Genomic DNA, 14,876 nt, shown 5'->3' with positions numbered 1-14,876 from the left:
CCTTCCAGGAAGAACACATGCACCACACGCCTCGCGCGCAATCGACCCGAGCCGCTACCAGCAGCAGCCCCGTCCAGGTTTCATCGTGGCTGCTGCGCCCGTCCCTGGTCGCCCTGTGCGCGATGACGCAAGCCGTCTGGCCGCTGGCATCCACCGCCGCCGATGCACAGACCGCAATGCAGCAGCCAGTGCAGCGGGCACTCGTCCTCGATGCCGGTACGCAGAAAGAGCTGCTGCTCGACAAGGGCATCGACCGCATGGCGATCGGCGACGAGGCCGTGGCCAACGTCACCATCACCCGCAAGACACCGAGCTCTGCCGCGGCACGGCTGATCGTGACCGGCAAGGCCGCGGGGCGCACCTCGCTGATGGTCTGGGAAAAGGGCAGCACCGTCGCCACCACCTACCCCATTGAAGTGCGGCGCCGTTCGTCCACGCTCACCGGCACCATGGACAACATGATCACGCACCAGGCCGCACGAGAGACCGCACTGGCCAGCACCCCTGAAAAGACGGAGCTGATCGACCGCTCGGTGGTGAACGTGCGCAGCAGCACGGTGCAGGTCGAAGTCAAGGTGGTGGAATTCAACCGCAGCGTGCTCAAGCAGGCAGGGCTGAACATCTTCAGCACCCGCCCGAATTCGAGCGGATTCAGCTTCGGCGTTTTCTCGCCGTCCTCCCTCTCGTCCGCAAGCTTCGCCGCCAATGGCCAGATTACTGGCACATACAACAACCCGCTGGCGCAGGCCTTCGACCTGCTCTTCAACTTCAGCAAGGCCGGCATCGGCTTGAACGTCGGCTTCCTCGAAGGCAACGGCATGGCCCGGGTGCTTGCCGAGCCCACGCTGGTGGCTCTGTCGGGCCAGAGCGCCAGCTTCCTGGCCGGCGGCGAGTTGCCGATTCCCGTGCCGCAGGGACTGGGCACCACGAGCATCGAATACAAGCCTTTCGGCATCGGCCTCACGCTGACACCGACCGTGCTTTCCAATGAACGCATCGTGCTCAAGGTCGCGCCCGAGGCCAGCGACCTGGACTACACGAACGCACTCAACCTGAACGGCATCGCCGTGCCCGCCATCACCACGCGCCGCGCCGACACCACGGTGGAACTGGGTGACGGCGAGAGTTTCATCATCGGCGGCCTCGTCAGCCGCACCACCTCCTCGAACGCCAGCAAGGTGCCACTGCTCGGCGACCTGCCGATCATCGGCACCTTCTTCAGCAAGAACAACTACCAGATGAGCGAGAAGGAGTTGGTGATCCTGGTCACGCCGCACCTGGTGAAGCCCATTGCGCGCGGCACCGACCTCGCACCGTACCTGCCCGGCGGCGCCGAACAACGCGACGGTGCGGTGTGGCGCTCGTACTTCCTCGGCGGCTTGATCGATACGCCGGTTCCCGGCTTCTCCCGCTGAGCACGATGACGCGGACCATGCATCGCAGCAGGCAGGCCCCATGAACGCTCCACGCGACAGCATTCCCGAGACAGGCAGCGAGACCTACCTGTTCGCGTCGAGCAATGGCAGCCACATCACGTGGCTTACCGATGCGCTCGGCACGCTGGGGTCGGTGGTGATCCTCGCGCCGGACACCAAGTCGATCGACGAGCGCATCGCCCTGCTCGGGCCGGTGGCGGTGTTCATCGATTTCTCGCCCGACCAGGGCGCCAACGCCATCCAGCTCCACCAGCGCCTGAAGCGCGACTGGCCGACGCTTCCGGTGCTGGCGACCGGTGTTTCGGCCGAACCCGCCGCCATGCTCTCTGCCTTGCGCGCGGGGGTGGACGACTTCATCGACATGGCCGCACCGCCCACCGATGCGGTAACGACGCTGCGCGCCCTGCTCGACCGCCGCAGCACCCTGCAAGGCGGCACACGCGGCAGCACGCTGGCATTGCTTGGCGCGCGTGCGGGACTCGGCGTGACCACGCTGGCAACCAGCCTGGCCCTCACGCTGCACGACCAGCTCGCGCAGGCACCCGCGCGCCCGCCGGGCCGCAGCTCCAGGCACGGCGTTGCGCTGCTCGACCTGGGCCTGCCGGCACGCGACGGCCTGCTCTACCTCGACACGCAAAGCGGCTTCAGCTTCGTCGACGGCGTGCGCAACCTGCGCCGGCTCGACCAGACCCTGCTGCACACGGCGCTGGCGCACCACACCAGCGGCGTGGCCATCCTGCCGCTGCCCGCGAGCCTCGCGCAGGTGCGCGAGATCTCGCATGCCGACTCCGTCGCGCTGATCAAGCGGCTGGCCGACTTCTTCGACTTCCAGGTCGCCGACCTCGGCGGCTTCTCGACCATAGACTTCATGGCGCAGACGGTGCGCGAGGCACAGCAGGCGTGGGTCGTGTGCGACCAGAGCATCGGCGGCATCGTGTCCACCGCCAACATGCTCAAGGAACTGCGCGCGCGCAACGTCGAGACCGAACGCCTCTCCCTGGTAGTCAACAAGTTCGACAGCCATGTCGGCCTCACGGCCAAGGACATCGCCGAACGGCTCGAGCTGCCGCTGCGCCACGTGCTGCCTTCGCGCAGCGCGCAGCTGATGGCGGCCGCGAGCCGCGGAGAAATGCTGGTGCGCACCTCGCGCAGCGACCCCTACGCGCAGGCGGTGACGGGCCTGGCCCGCAGCCTGCACCAGGAATACATGTCTGCCACGGGCCAACCTCCGGCCAAGGATCCACGCTGGGTTGCGCTCATGTCGCAAGTCACCGGCCTCTGGAAGAGTTCACACGAAGGCTGAACCCATGTCCACAGATATCGAATTCGCCGACGACGACCAGGCGTTCATCAACTCCCAGCAGTTCCAGGACATCAAGAGCTGGACGCACGACCACCTGCTCAGCCGCATCGAGGAGCTGGGCGCGGAGTTCGGCCGCTGGTCGCGCGCCTCGATCCAGCAGTTCGTCGAACTGGAGGTCGACAGCTTCGTGCGGCTGCGCCGCGTGCCGATCAACGACCGCGAGATGCAGCTCATCTCCGACGCGCTGACCAAGGAGCTCGCGGGCTTCGGGCCGCTGGAAGACCTGCTCAACGACCCTGCCGTGGAAGACATCCTGATCAACGGCTACCAGAACGTCTACGTGTCGCGCCACGGCATGCTGGAACGCGAGACGGTGCGCTTCGCCGACTCGGAGCATGTGATGCGCATCGTGCGCCGCATCCTCGCGCCGCTGGGCCGCCGGCTTGACGAGTCGAACCCGATGGTCGACGCGCGCCTGCCCGACGGCGGCCGCATCAACGTGATCATCGAGCCGCTGGCCATCGACGGCCTCTCTGTGTCGATCCGCAAGTTCCGCAAGGAACCGCTCACGCCGATGGACCTGGTGAAGCTCGGCACCTTCGACGCCGGCATGGCGCAGTTGCTCGAGATTGCGGTGCGCGCGCGCTGCAACATCCTCGTGAGCGGCGGCACCAGCTCGGGCAAGACCTCGCTGCTGAATGCGCTCGCGAGCTACATCCCCGCGCGCGAACGCGTCATCACCATCGAGGACACGGCCGAACTCTCGCTGGGCACCAGCCACGTGGTGCGGCTCGAAAGCCGCCCCGGCGGCTTCGACGGCACAGGCGTGGTGTCGATCCGCGACCTGCTGCGCAACAGCCTGCGCATGCGGCCCGACCGCATCATCGTTGGCGAAGTGCGCGGTGCCGAGGTCATCGAGATGATGCAGGCCATGAACACCGGCCACGAAGGCTCGATGGGCACCATCCACGCCAGCTCGCCGCGCGAATGCCTCTACCGCCTCGAAATGCTCGCGGGCTTCGCGGGCTACCAGGGCAGCGAGGTGAGCCTGCGCCGGCAGATCGCCAACGCCATCGATTTCATCGTTCAGATCGGGCGCCTGTCGGGCGGCCAGCGCCGCATCATTTCGCTGAGCGAGGTCACGGGCGTCAACGACAACGTGGTCGCGATGCAGGAGCTGTACCGCTACGAGCCGGTCGTCTCGCCCGATGGCGAGGAACGCGACCGCTGGGTGTCGCTGGGCATCGCGCCTCACTCGCCCAAGATCACGCGCTTCCGCCAGTCGATGTCGCGCGCGCATGGAGACAACCGTGCGTGAAGCCCTGCTCGTCGTGGCGTGCATCGCGCTGCTGATGGCGGCGGCGGGGCTCATGCTGTGGCAGTGGGCGAAGAACAGGCAGGTGCGGCTGGCCACCGAGCGGCACCTGAGCCAGCAGATCCTCGCGACCAGCACGGCGACCACGCCGATACCGATGCCAGTGAGGGACAGGGAGCTTCCGGGAGAAGGAATGTCGTCGACCTTGACGACGGACCCGTGGCTCGACACCGGCCCCGCGACCACCGAAGCCGCGCATGTCAGCCTGCTGGAGCGGGCAATGCCAGGCTGGCTGGTAGGCGTCGTCGAGCCGCGCACCATCGCGCTCGCACTGGCGGCCGCCGTCGTGCTCAGCATATTGGTGGGCGTACTGGTCGGCTGGCTGGCGGCGGCAAGCATTCTTTTCGTGCTGCTGCTCACCGGCAGCTTCTTGTTGTGGTGGCGGCTGCAGAAGTTTCGCCGCAAGCTGGTCAACCAGCTGCCGGGCTACATCGACGCGATGGTTCGCCTCATCACGATCGGCAACTCCACGCAAGCGGCCTTCCAGCTTGCAATTGCCACCACGGAAGCCCCGCTGCGCGGCCATCTGGAACGCTCGGCCGCGCTGGTCCGCGCAGGCGTGGACCTCGACCGCGCGCTGCACCAGACCGCCACCAACGTGCGCATCGAGGAAATGTTCCTGCTGGCATCCATCCTCGGTCTTGGCGTGCGCTACGGCGGTCGCGCCGACCTGTTGCTCGAGCGCGTGGGCAACTTCATGCGCGACCGCGAACAGGCGGAGCAGGAACTGAATGCAATGTCCGCGGAGACGCGCCTGTCGGCATGGATCCTGGGCCTGCTGCCGATCGGCGTGGGCGGCTTCCTGATCGTCACCAACCCCGGCTACTTCATGGGAATGTGGAATGACGAGACGGGGCGCATCCTTATTTATTCCTCCGCAACCCTGCAAGTGGTGGGCGCAGCGCTTCTCTACCGTCTGGCGAGGTTGGCATGACGTTCACCTCCAACCAACTGGCCATCTTCAGCCTCGTGCTGCTAGCGCTGGGCTTGATCGTCGGCGCCGGCGCGCTGATCGCGGCCGAACTCCGTCGCGCGCGCAGCGGCCAGGTCATCGGTCGCGCCATCCGGCAGGCTGCGCTCACGCCGGGATCGCAGTCCGTGACGACAGCCGAGGCGCAAGCCGAGGGCGCATTCAAACCCGAACTCGACCTGCCCTTCCATTGGCTGGACTCAAGGCTCGGACGAGCATTCGTGGCGGATGAAGACCGCAACCTCATCGACCAATGCGGCCTGCCGTCGAAGCGAACGCAGCTGATCTTCCTGGTAACCCGCATCAGCCTGGCCTTTATTTTTCCGCTGCTGGCCTACCTGCTCTGGAGCAGCGGGCACGAGCAGGGCACCATCGTCACCGTACTGGCGGCCTGCGCCGTGCTTGGGTTCATGGCGCCCAAGTGGGTGCTCGGCCGCTTCGCCGCCGGCCGCCGCGAGCGAGCAGCCCGGGAGCTGCCACTTTTCATCGACCTGCTGCGCCTGCTGCAGGGCGTCGGCCTCAGCCTCGACCAGAGCCTGCAGATCATGGCGACTGATTTTTCTCACGTGCTTCATGTGCTGGGCTACGAGTTGGGTATCGCCAATGCGCAGTACAGCCAGGGTCGCACCCGCGAGCACTCCTTGCATCGCCTGGCAACGCTGCACAAGAACGAGAACCTGCGAGGCCTCGTCTCGCTGCTGGTACAGGTCGACCGCCACGGCGGCGCCGTGCAGGAGCCGCTGCGCGTTTTCAGCGACCGCTTGCGGGAGAGCCGGCGTTCGCAGATGAAGGAACGCATCGGCAAGATCACCGTGAAGATGACCGGCGTCATGGTGGTTTCGCTGCTGCCGGCGCTGGTCATCGTCACGGCGGGTCCGGGCTTCATCGCGATATTCCGTTCATTGGGAGCGATCAGTAAATGACTCACTTTGACCCCTCCATGCCCCCGTGCTCGCACCGCGCGGCTCGCATGCTCACCTTTGGCGCGATCATGGCCTCGGCCCTTTTCGTCAGCGGATGCAACCTCCTCAAGGACACGTCCTCGTCCTATGTCGCCAGCGCCAACGCCCAGGAACGCGCGGCCGCCGAGGCGTCCGCGGAAACCAAGTCGAGCGCGAACATCGACAGCAAGGCCACCTACCTCAAGCTCGTCGAGCAGATGCAGAAGGATGGCCTGTGGTTTGCATCGCTCGCGCATATCGACGCGCTCGAGCAACGCTGGGGCGTGTCGCCGGAATCCACTCGCGTGCGCGCCGATGCCTTGCGCCAGACCGATCAGGCCGCGTTGAGCGAGCAGGCCTACAAGCGCCTGATCGGCACACCGCTGGAAAGTGCCGGCTACCGCGGCCTCGGCCTGCTGGCTGGCGCGCGTGGCAGCTACGCGGAGGCCGTGCAGTTCCTGGGAAAGGCGCGGCGCCAGACACCGACCGATGCCCTCCTGCTCAGCGACCTGGGCTACGCCAGCCTGCGCGCCGGACAGATCGAGGAAGCCCGGCTCCCGTTGATGCAGGCGTTGCAGTTGCGACCGGACAGCACGCAGGCCCAATCCAACCTTGCGCTCTATCTTGAAGTCACCGGCCAGCGCGAGCAGGCAGACCGTTTGATGGAAGTCAACCGCATGCCCGCGGCCTCGCGCGCAGCCGTGCGCGAGGCCGCGCAGCAGATGCGCGCAGGCGGTAATCAGCCGCTCGCGGCTACCGGCGCGGCGCCAGTCGTCACCGCACTGCGGCCGCTTGCGAGCACTCCGCAGCCCGTGCGTGACGACACCGTACCGCCCCCGTTGATGCTCAAGGCGTCGCGCTGGGCCAGCATGGGCGGCCTGCGAACGGCCAGCCAGCTGAACCCGTCCGTCGCCGACTCCGCGCTGTCGATGCCACCGAACTCCACCCCACAAGGTACCCAATGAAAAAAGAACACGCCCATCGCCTCGCCCTGCTGGCCGCCGTGTTGGTGATCGCTGCGCCCGCTGCAGTGGCACAGGAGGCTGCGAAGCCTGTCCAGACGGAAGCACCGCCGGCCGCCGCCCACCCGGCACAAGCCGGCCCGGAAGAAATGAACGCGGCAGGAGAAGTCGTCTACGAGCGGCTGCAGGTCGGCGACGCCACACGTGGCCTGCTCGCATGGCAGCGCAGCGGCGAAATTGCCTCTCCCACGCCACGTCCGATTGCCGGCGACGTGGCGAGTCGCAGCTATGCGCGTTACCTGAAGAGCTTCGAGTTCCCGATCCCGGAGCGCATGAGTTCGATCGTCAAGGCGTCTTCAGGCTCCGGCTCCGGTTCGGGCTCGGACGCGCCCAAGTAACCAGGCGCAAGCTTGATCATGAACACCCCACGACTTCGACCCGGCGCGCGCAAACAGCGCGGCGCGTACGCGGTCGAGTTCGCGCTGGTGTTCCTTATCTTCTTCACCCTGCTCTACGGAATCATCAGCTACGGCATGGTGTTCGCGTTCCGCCTCGGTCTGCAGAACGCCGCCGAAGACGGCGCACGCGCCGCATTGCGCTACCAGTCCACCTTGCCGGCGCGTGCCGCACAGGCCCAGACCACCGCGACGCAGAGCAGCAGCTGGATGCCTCCCATCGTCACTCGCAACGTCAGCGCCACGGTCTGCGGCGTGGTGGGGAACAACTGCACCAACCCGACTTGCGGCGCCACCTGGGACACGCGCTGCCAGATGGTTGTAACGGTGACAGCAAGCAATCTGCAGCAGTTACTCCCCCCATTGCCCGCATTCGCCGTACCGTCCCAGATCGTAGGCAGCGCTGCCATGCTGCTCGACGGGAGATCGCCATGAACGCCGGGCGCTCAAGCGCCAGCCTGCGGTTGCATGCACGCGCGTTGCAGCGTGGTGTAGCGGCTACCGAGTTCGCGCTGGTCTTCGTGGTGCTGTTCAGCGTGCTCTATGGGCTGGCCACCTTTGGCGCCGTGCTCTACACGCAGCAGGCCGTCACCCGCGCCGCGGAAGAAGGCGCGCGCGCCGTGGGCCTGCTGACGCCCGCCCCAACGGCCCAGGACTCCCGGGTCAAGGATGCGGTGTACGACTCGCTGGCCAATTCGCTGGTCGTGCCTGCCGCGTCCAGCGGCAACGTGACGAGCCGACGCAGCTGGATCGTCTCGCAGGTCACGGTGGACGTCACTCCCAGCACGGCGAGCGCGCCCGGGGCCTACATCCGTTACGTCGTCACGGTCACCTACCCCTACAGCGCGAACCGCCTGCTGCCCTCGATGCTGTTGCTGGACAGCAGCCGCTGGATGCCCGATCAACTGAGAAGCCGGGCCAGCGCGGCGCTAAGGTCATCTTGAGGTCTCGTTGGTCATGCACGCATTCGTCCATTCCCATCGCCGCTGCGCACAAAGCACTGCTCGCGCGCGTGGGTCCATCCTCGTGAACACGGCCATTGCCCTGAGCTTGATCATCATCACGCTGATCGGCACCGAAATCGGCTTCATGTACTTCATGAAGCGCGAGTTTCAGAAGACGGCAGACCTCGCGGCGCTGGCCGGCGCACAGCAGATCCGCAGCGGCTGCACCGCGGCGACCACGGCGGCGCAATTGAATGCCAACGGCGCGTCGAGCTCCGACACCGGCCGCAACATGCCGGTCGGGCTCACACCCTTAGGTGCGCAAGGCGAGATCCAGTGCGGCTACTGGGATCAAAACACCAGCTTCCAGACGCCGGCTGCTACAGGCCCGGCAAATGCGGTGCGCGTGAGCTTCACGCGTAACTCACCCACGCTGCTGTCCTTCTTCGTGGGCAACCGGGCCATAACCGTCACCGCCGTGGCGGCATTGAGCGCGCCGCTCGCCCAATTCTCGGTGGGGAGCACGCTCATCGCCGTCAATGGCGACTCAACGCTCGGCCGCCTGCTCAAGGGCATCGGGCTAGACCTCTCGGGTACCTCGCTGGTCGGCTACAACGGATTGGCACAGGCCAAGATCACACCGGGCGGCCTACTGGCGGCGCTGGGCATTCCTGTCGCCGCCGACATAGGCGTCGGCGAACTGAACACCCTTCTCGCGGGCCGCTCCGTGGCGCTGGGCGACCTGCTCAATGCCGTCGTGACGCTGGCCGGACAGAACAGCCTGCTCAGCAGCAACATCGCTCTGCTGCAAGCCATCCAGGCCAAGCTCGGCCTCACCAACCTCATGGTGCAACTGGGTTCGGTGGCCAACGGGCCGCGCGGGCTGTTCGCGCAGATCATTTCGCCGGCTGGCAGCGGAAGCGGCGCGCTGAACGTCGGCGTGAGCGCTCTCGACCTGCTCTACACCTCGATCGGCGTGGCGACGGCGCAGCATGCCATCGACATCAGTTCCCTCAACATCAACCTTCTGTCGCTGGCGAAGGTCTCGGCCCAGGCGATAGTGATATCGCCACCCTCGATCGGTATCGGCGGCATCGGTGCCACGGCCTACAACGCGCAGGTGCGCACCTACATCCAAGTGACGACCGCGGCCGGCCCGCTCGGCTCGGTGTTGGAGGCTCTGGTCAAACTCAATCTGCCCATCGTGCTCGACGCAGTGACGGGCACGGGCACGATCACCGACATGTGCACCCCCGCGCTTCAATCGTCGACCGGACAGGATCGTGTGCAGTTCCTTGTCAAGAGCAGCATCCTCAATGCATGCGTAGGGAAGGTCGCACAAGCGGATATTTATTCCAACGTGAATGCCTGCAACACGGTGCAATCCACGGAGCTCATTAATATTCTGGGGCTGCTCAAGGCGAACACCTCCATCAACCTCAACAACTCACTGGCCGGCCCGGACTCGGTGCTGGTCCTTGCCCAAGGAGAAACAGGCACATCGTCCGCCAACAACCTGCAGTTGGGAACGCTCGTATCGACCCTCCTGACCCAGCTCACACAGGTGCTCTTCGGCCCGGCAAGCCGGCCCCCGACGGGCACGCAGCCGTTACCGACAGACCTGGACAGTCTTACTAACCAGCTCTGGAACAACACCGCGAGCATCTGCACGGCGAGCACCTTGACCTGCTTGGGCCAGCGCTACAACAGCGCGATCAATACCATCAACCAAAATGCGGGGCAGAGTGGCCTGCTGACGGGGCTACTCAACGGTGTCCTCGGTTTGGTTTCTGGCCTGTTGAATCAATGCACTGGCTTGTTCAGCCAAGGCGAGCAAGGTTGCAAAAACATGATCAGAGACGCTCTTGCGGATCAAAGCAACAGCACTGGCGGTGGCGTTATCTCCAACGCGGTGTCGTTTCTGGCCGGCTTGCTACAACCCCTACTCAACGCCATCGGCGCCTCGGTCCTGACGCCCCTTCTGCAAAACGTGCTCGGCATCAACCTTGGCCAAGTCGACGTGAACCTGAAGTCGCTCGACTGCAAAGCCCTGCCCATGCTGGTGTATTGAGAGACAGTGCCGCGCGATGCTTCCGGCACACAGAGACTGCGAACCCCGATGAATTCCCCCGCCGCCAACTTCGACGAACTCGACCTCTTTGTCTGGGAGGGCAAAGCCGACATCCTCGACCGCATCGCGCGTTGCATGGCGAGCTTCGACGTGGAGGTGATCCGGGCCGACGGGCTGCCGCCGCCGGCGCCCGAGCGCGGGGTGGCGCTGCGGCCTTCGGTGGCGATCATCAGCGTCACGGTCATTGACGGCGGCGGGCTGGCGCATGCGACGGAGCTGTTGCAGGGCATGCCGGTGATCTGGGTCGCGGCGGGTTCGCGCGAGCGGGACTCGCGGACCTATCCGCCCGAGTACCTGCACGTGCTGCCCTACGACTTCACCTGCGCCGAGCTGCGCACGATGGTCGCGAAGCTGGTGCGGCAGTTGCGCGCGCGCGAGGTGGCGCCTCAGGCGCCCGATGTGCTGGTGGCGCATTCCGACGCGATGAAGTCGCTGCTGGCCGAGGTGAACGCCTTCGCCGATTGCGACCACAGCGTGCTGGTGCGCGGCGAAACCGGCGTGGGCAAGGAACGCATCGCGCAGCAGCTGCACCTGGGCCATCAGCACTACAGCAAGGGCGCTTTCGTGGCGGTGAACTGCGGCGCGATTCCCGACGGGCTGTTCGAGTCGCTGTTCTTCGGCCACACGAAGGGCTCTTTCACGGGCGCGGTGCATGCGCACCGCGGCTATTTCGAGCAAGCCACGGGCGGCACGCTGTTCCTCGACGAAATCGGCGACCTGCCGCGCTACCAGCAGGTCAAGCTGCTGCGCGTGCTCGAAGACAACGCGGTGACGCGCCTCGGCGCGACGTCGCCGGTCCGCGTCGACTTCCGCCTGGTGGCGGCGACCAACCGCAACCTGCGCGAGATGGTGGCGAGCGGCGAGTTCCGCGCCGACCTTTTCTACCGGCTCGCGGTGATCGAGCTTCATGTGCCCAGCCTCGAGGAGCGCGGCGAGGTCGACAAGATCGCGATCTTCAAGGCCCTGCTGAGCAACGTGCTCGGCGACGAGCTGGAGACGCTCGGCGAAACGCCGCACTGGCTGAGCGACGCGGTGGCCGAGACCTACTTCCCGGGCAATGTGCGCCAGCTGCGCAACCTCGCGGAGCGCGTGGGCGTGATCGCGCGGCAGCTGCACAGCTGGGACCAGAACCTGATCCAGCGCGCAATTGCGCTGACGCGCGGCACGCCGACACCGACGATCTCGGCGGACCGCAACGGCGCGGGTGGCGGCGGCGGGATCGGGCTCGACGGCAGCAGCGACCGCAAGGGCTGGAACAGCAGCGAGCGCAACCGCATCATCGCGGCGCTCGAGGTCAACGACTGGAAGCGCCAGGACACCGCGCAGCACCTGGGCATCAGCCGCAAGGTGCTGTGGGAGAAGATGCGCAAATACCAGATCCTCGACGGCGAACCGGGCATCCCCGAAGACGCCTGAGCGGCACCGCCACGACGCCGGTCAGGGGATCGAAAGGCGCGGGGCTTTGCGCAGCAGCGGGTTCGCACCTGCCGGGCCGGCGGCGCGCTCGACCACCGGTTCGCTCGCGCATGCGGTGTTGCTGGAGATGCACAGCGCGCCCAGCAGGCCGTCCTCGGTCAACGCAGGCCGGCTCGGCGAGCCGAAGAGCCGGTCGATCCATCCGTTCGGTCCCACCGGGTCGATGCGAAGTTCGCCAGTGGTGCGCGCCAGGCGCAGCTCCGAGATGCGCAGGTCGAACACGCCGTCGATGTAGTCGAACAGCAGCGTGTAGTAGTCGAGTTGCGCGTCGAGCACCTTGGGCAGGGTCTCGCGGCCGAATTCCATGAGACGGCGGCGGCCGCGGAAGGCCTGGCCCGACGTGCTCACGGCTTCCATCAGCTGCCGCTCGCGCTCGCGGCCCGACACGGTGCGGGCCCATGAGGCGGAGGTGAGCTCGAACAGGTTGAGCTTCACGCCTTCGAGCTTGGCTTCCTGGTTGGCCACTTCGGCCAGCGCGGACTTCAGCCGCAGTTGCCGGTCGAAGCCGTTGCCGAAGTTCCAGTTGAGTTCGAAGCCCGCGCGCGTCGGGTTCTGCGTCACGTCGCTCGGGTCCCTGGTCTTGACGACGACGGCGTCGAGGGTCGGATACAGGCTCGCGTCCTGCTGGTCCGCCAGCGCCCTGGCGCGATCGATGCGGCCCTGGGCTTCGGCAATCTCGGTGCTGCGCGCCTCGGCGCGGCGCAACGCTTCTTCCTGCGAGCCGATACGCCATTGCGGCGGTGCGGCAAGCACGGGCAGCGACTCGGCGTTGGGCGAGAACTTGAAGTAATTGCGGAACTTGGCCATCGCCTCGTCGCGCTGCGCCTCGAAGTCGGACTCGCGTGCAGCCACGAGCGCGCGGCGCGACGCGGCCATGTTGAGGTCGTTGTCGCCTGTCACGCCCAGCGCGACGCGGCGGGCTTCGGCCTTGGAGAGCTCGGCGACCACCTCGGTGGCCTTGTGCGCGATCTGCTTCTTCAGGTCGTAGCGCTGCACCTGCAGGTAGGCGGTCAGTGCGTCGAGCACCACTTTCTGCGAGGTGGTGACGACGGCCTCGTCGTCGGCCTGGTTGCCGGCCTCCGCGGCACGCTGCGCGGCGCTCATGCCGCCGCCGTCGAGCAGGCTCATGCGGGCCTGGGCGGTGAGCACGGTGTAGCCCTGTGTCTTGGCACCGGTCGCGCCGCTGTTGTAGTTGCCCGATGTCGTGCCGAAACTGAAGCGCGGGTAGCGCGCCTGCTTGGCCGCATCGACGCCGTAGCTGCTGGTGTTGGCGGCGGCCTGGGCCGTCTGCACCTCGGGGTAGTCCTGGGACAGCGCGACCAACGCCTGCTTCACCTGCTGCGCATAGCTGGCCGCGCCCAGCGACGGCGGGGACAGGCGGCGCGCAAGCGTGAGCGGCAACGACGGCTCCTGCGGCGCCTGCTGCGATTCCTGTTGTTGCTGTTCCTGCGCGAAGGCGGCGGGCGGCAGCGCGAAGCTGGCGCACAGCGCCGCGCACACCACACCGGTGCCCGTGCGGCGCCGGCTGTTCAAGGGTGCGTTCCTCATGGTTCGCGGAAGGCTTCGCGCCGCAGCTTGAGCACGGGCCGCAGGATGTACCAGATGAACGGATCGGTGCCGACCCGCAGGTCGACCTCCGACTCCATGCCGGCGGTGATGCGGTTCTCGTCGCGCCCCACGTGCGACTGCGACATGCTGATGAGCAGCCGGTAGTAAGGCGCGCCGTTCGAGATGGCGGGGTCGCGGTCGGCGTCGGCGGCCACCAGCTTGACCTTGCCGTCGACGGCGCCGTAGCGCAGGTAGTCGTAGGCGGTGATCTTCACGCGCGCCGTCTGCCCCACTTCGATGAAGCCGCGGTCGTTCGGGTTGAGCCGCGCCTCGACCATGATCTCGTCTTCGTCGGGCACCACTTCGAGAATCGACTCGCCCGGCTTCACCACCCAGCCGGGGCTGGAGTTGCGCAGGCCCTTGACGATGCCGTCCGACGGCGCCTTCACCACCGTGCGCGAGCGCTGCGTGCGGGCCCGTGCGAGGTCTTCGCTCAGGCTTGCGAACTGGCGCTCGACGGTGGCCAGTTCGTCCGACGCGCGGCGCCTGTAGCGGCCTTCCGCCTCGGCCATCTTGGCCTGCGCCTCGGTGATGGCGGCGTCGGCCGAGACCACGCCCTGCCGCGCCACCGCGAGTTCGCTGCGCACGCTCTCGACCTGGCGCCGCTTCTCCAGCACCTCGACCTGGCCCACCAGCTTCTCGCTGAGCAGTTGCTCGGAAATCTCGAGTTCCTTCTGCATCAGTTCGAGCCGGTCGCCGAGGCCCTTGACCTTGGCCTGCTGTTCCAGCTTCTTGCTGCGCGCCTGCTCCAGCCCCGACACCGCGCCCGCCATGACGCCGCGCTGCTCCAGCGTGCGCGCCTGGTAGGCGCCGGTCTCGCCTTCGAACACGCCCTCGTCGATGTCCTTGGCAAAGGAATCGCGGCGCAGCGGCTGGCCCCGGCTCTCGGCCATGAGGCGCACGCGCGTGGCCTGCGTGGCCGCGTAGCGCGCCGTGAGTTCCTCGAGGTTGAGGCCGCTGCCGCCCAAGTCGATCTCCACCAGCGGCTGGCCCGTCTTGACCTTGTCGCCTTCCTTCACCAGCACGTTGCTGACGATGCCGCCTTCCAGATGCTGGATGGACTTGACGCGGTCAGAAGGGATCACGCGGCCCGGCGCGACGACCACGGTCTCCATGGGAAAGCCCAGGCCGACCAGTGCCAGCACCGCGACCGCCCCGCCGATGATCCATTGCCGCCGTCGTCCCTGCGGCGATGTCTGGGCCGCGCGCTTGTCCTGCTCGTCCTGCAGTATTTGCGGAAGGTCTGATTTCAAAATTTGCGGCCCCCGTCGCTCG

At 66.8% G+C, this 14,876-nt stretch carries 13 protein-coding genes; 11 read left to right on the top strand and 2 right to left on the bottom strand.

What is annotated here, in order from left to right; translation table 11 throughout:
• Positions 1–17: 17 nt before the first annotated feature.
• The 11 genes from ACQY8B_RS01120 (at position 18) to ACQY8B_RS01070 (ending at position 11,933) form a co-directional block, all read left to right on the top strand.
• On the top strand, positions 18–1,415 hold the full coding sequence (locus tag ACQY8B_RS01120) for a type II and III secretion system protein family protein (protein WP_422085019.1): 1,398 nt from the start codon (positions 18–20) through the stop codon (positions 1,413–1,415).
• 40 nt (positions 1,416–1,455) lie between these two features.
• Positions 1,456–2,739, top strand: coding sequence for an AAA family ATPase (locus ACQY8B_RS01115; RefSeq protein WP_422085018.1), 1,284 nt, complete (start codon positions 1,456–1,458; stop codon positions 2,737–2,739).
• Between the two features lie 4 nt (positions 2,740–2,743).
• Positions 2,744–4,057 carry a CpaF family protein gene (locus ACQY8B_RS01110; protein WP_422085017.1) on the top strand — a complete coding sequence of 438 codons (1,314 nt, stop codon included), beginning with the start codon at positions 2,744–2,746 and terminating at the stop codon, positions 4,055–4,057.
• On the top strand, positions 4,050–5,048 hold the full coding sequence (locus ACQY8B_RS01105) for a type II secretion system F family protein (protein ID WP_422085016.1): 999 nt from the start codon (positions 4,050–4,052) through the stop codon (positions 5,046–5,048). Before ACQY8B_RS01110 ends, ACQY8B_RS01105 begins: the two co-directional genes overlap by 8 nt.
• Positions 5,045–6,007 carry a type II secretion system F family protein gene (locus ACQY8B_RS01100; protein ID WP_422085015.1) on the top strand — a complete coding sequence of 321 codons (963 nt, stop codon included), beginning with the start codon at positions 5,045–5,047 and terminating at the stop codon, positions 6,005–6,007. Before ACQY8B_RS01105 ends, ACQY8B_RS01100 begins: the two co-directional genes overlap by 4 nt.
• A gap of 47 nt (positions 6,008–6,054) precedes the next feature.
• The gene (locus ACQY8B_RS01095; protein WP_422085014.1) at positions 6,055–6,990 is read left to right on the top strand and encodes a hypothetical protein; all 936 of its coding nucleotides are present in this window, start codon (positions 6,055–6,057) and stop codon (positions 6,988–6,990) included.
• The gene (locus tag ACQY8B_RS01090; RefSeq protein WP_422085013.1) at positions 6,987–7,385 is read left to right on the top strand and encodes a DUF3613 domain-containing protein; all 399 of its coding nucleotides are present in this window, start codon (positions 6,987–6,989) and stop codon (positions 7,383–7,385) included. The genes ACQY8B_RS01095 and ACQY8B_RS01090 overlap by 4 nt, the downstream gene beginning before the upstream one ends.
• 18 nt (positions 7,386–7,403) lie before the next feature.
• Positions 7,404–7,877 (top strand): TadE/TadG family type IV pilus assembly protein, encoded by a 474-nt coding sequence (locus ACQY8B_RS01085; protein WP_422085012.1) that lies wholly within the window; start codon positions 7,404–7,406, stop codon positions 7,875–7,877.
• Positions 7,878–7,921: 44 nt separating this feature from the next.
• A complete protein-coding gene (locus tag ACQY8B_RS01080) occupies positions 7,922–8,386 on the top strand; it encodes a TadE/TadG family type IV pilus assembly protein (protein ID WP_422085011.1) in 465 nt (154 codons plus the stop codon).
• Positions 8,387–8,468: 82 nt separating this feature from the next.
• Positions 8,469–10,457 carry a TadG family pilus assembly protein gene (locus ACQY8B_RS01075; protein ID WP_422085010.1) on the top strand — a complete coding sequence of 663 codons (1,989 nt, stop codon included), beginning with the start codon at positions 8,469–8,471 and terminating at the stop codon, positions 10,455–10,457.
• 48 nt (positions 10,458–10,505) lie between these two features.
• A complete protein-coding gene (locus ACQY8B_RS01070) occupies positions 10,506–11,933 on the top strand; it encodes a sigma 54-interacting transcriptional regulator (protein WP_422085009.1) in 1,428 nt (475 codons plus the stop codon).
• A gap of 21 nt (positions 11,934–11,954) precedes the next feature.
• On the opposite strand, the gene ACQY8B_RS01065 is transcribed toward ACQY8B_RS01070, so the two are convergent.
• Positions 11,955–13,526: a TolC family protein gene (locus ACQY8B_RS01065; RefSeq protein ID WP_422085008.1), complete on the bottom strand. Its 1,572-nt coding sequence runs from the start codon at positions 13,524–13,526 to the stop codon at positions 11,955–11,957.
• An 11-nt stretch (positions 13,527–13,537) separates the two neighbouring features.
• Positions 13,538–14,854, bottom strand: a complete 1,317-nt coding sequence (locus ACQY8B_RS01060) for an HlyD family type I secretion periplasmic adaptor subunit (RefSeq protein WP_422085007.1) — start codon at positions 14,852–14,854, stop codon at positions 13,538–13,540.
• Positions 14,855–14,876: the final 22 nt, after the last annotated feature.

Origin of the sequence: Variovorax sp. (genome assembly GCF_965279555.1) — a bacterium.
GTDB lineage: Bacteria > Pseudomonadota > Gammaproteobacteria > Burkholderiales > Burkholderiaceae_C > Variovorax.
The sequence above is the reverse complement of the archived record's forward strand: the minus strand, read 5'-3'. Positions and strand labels throughout refer to the sequence as shown.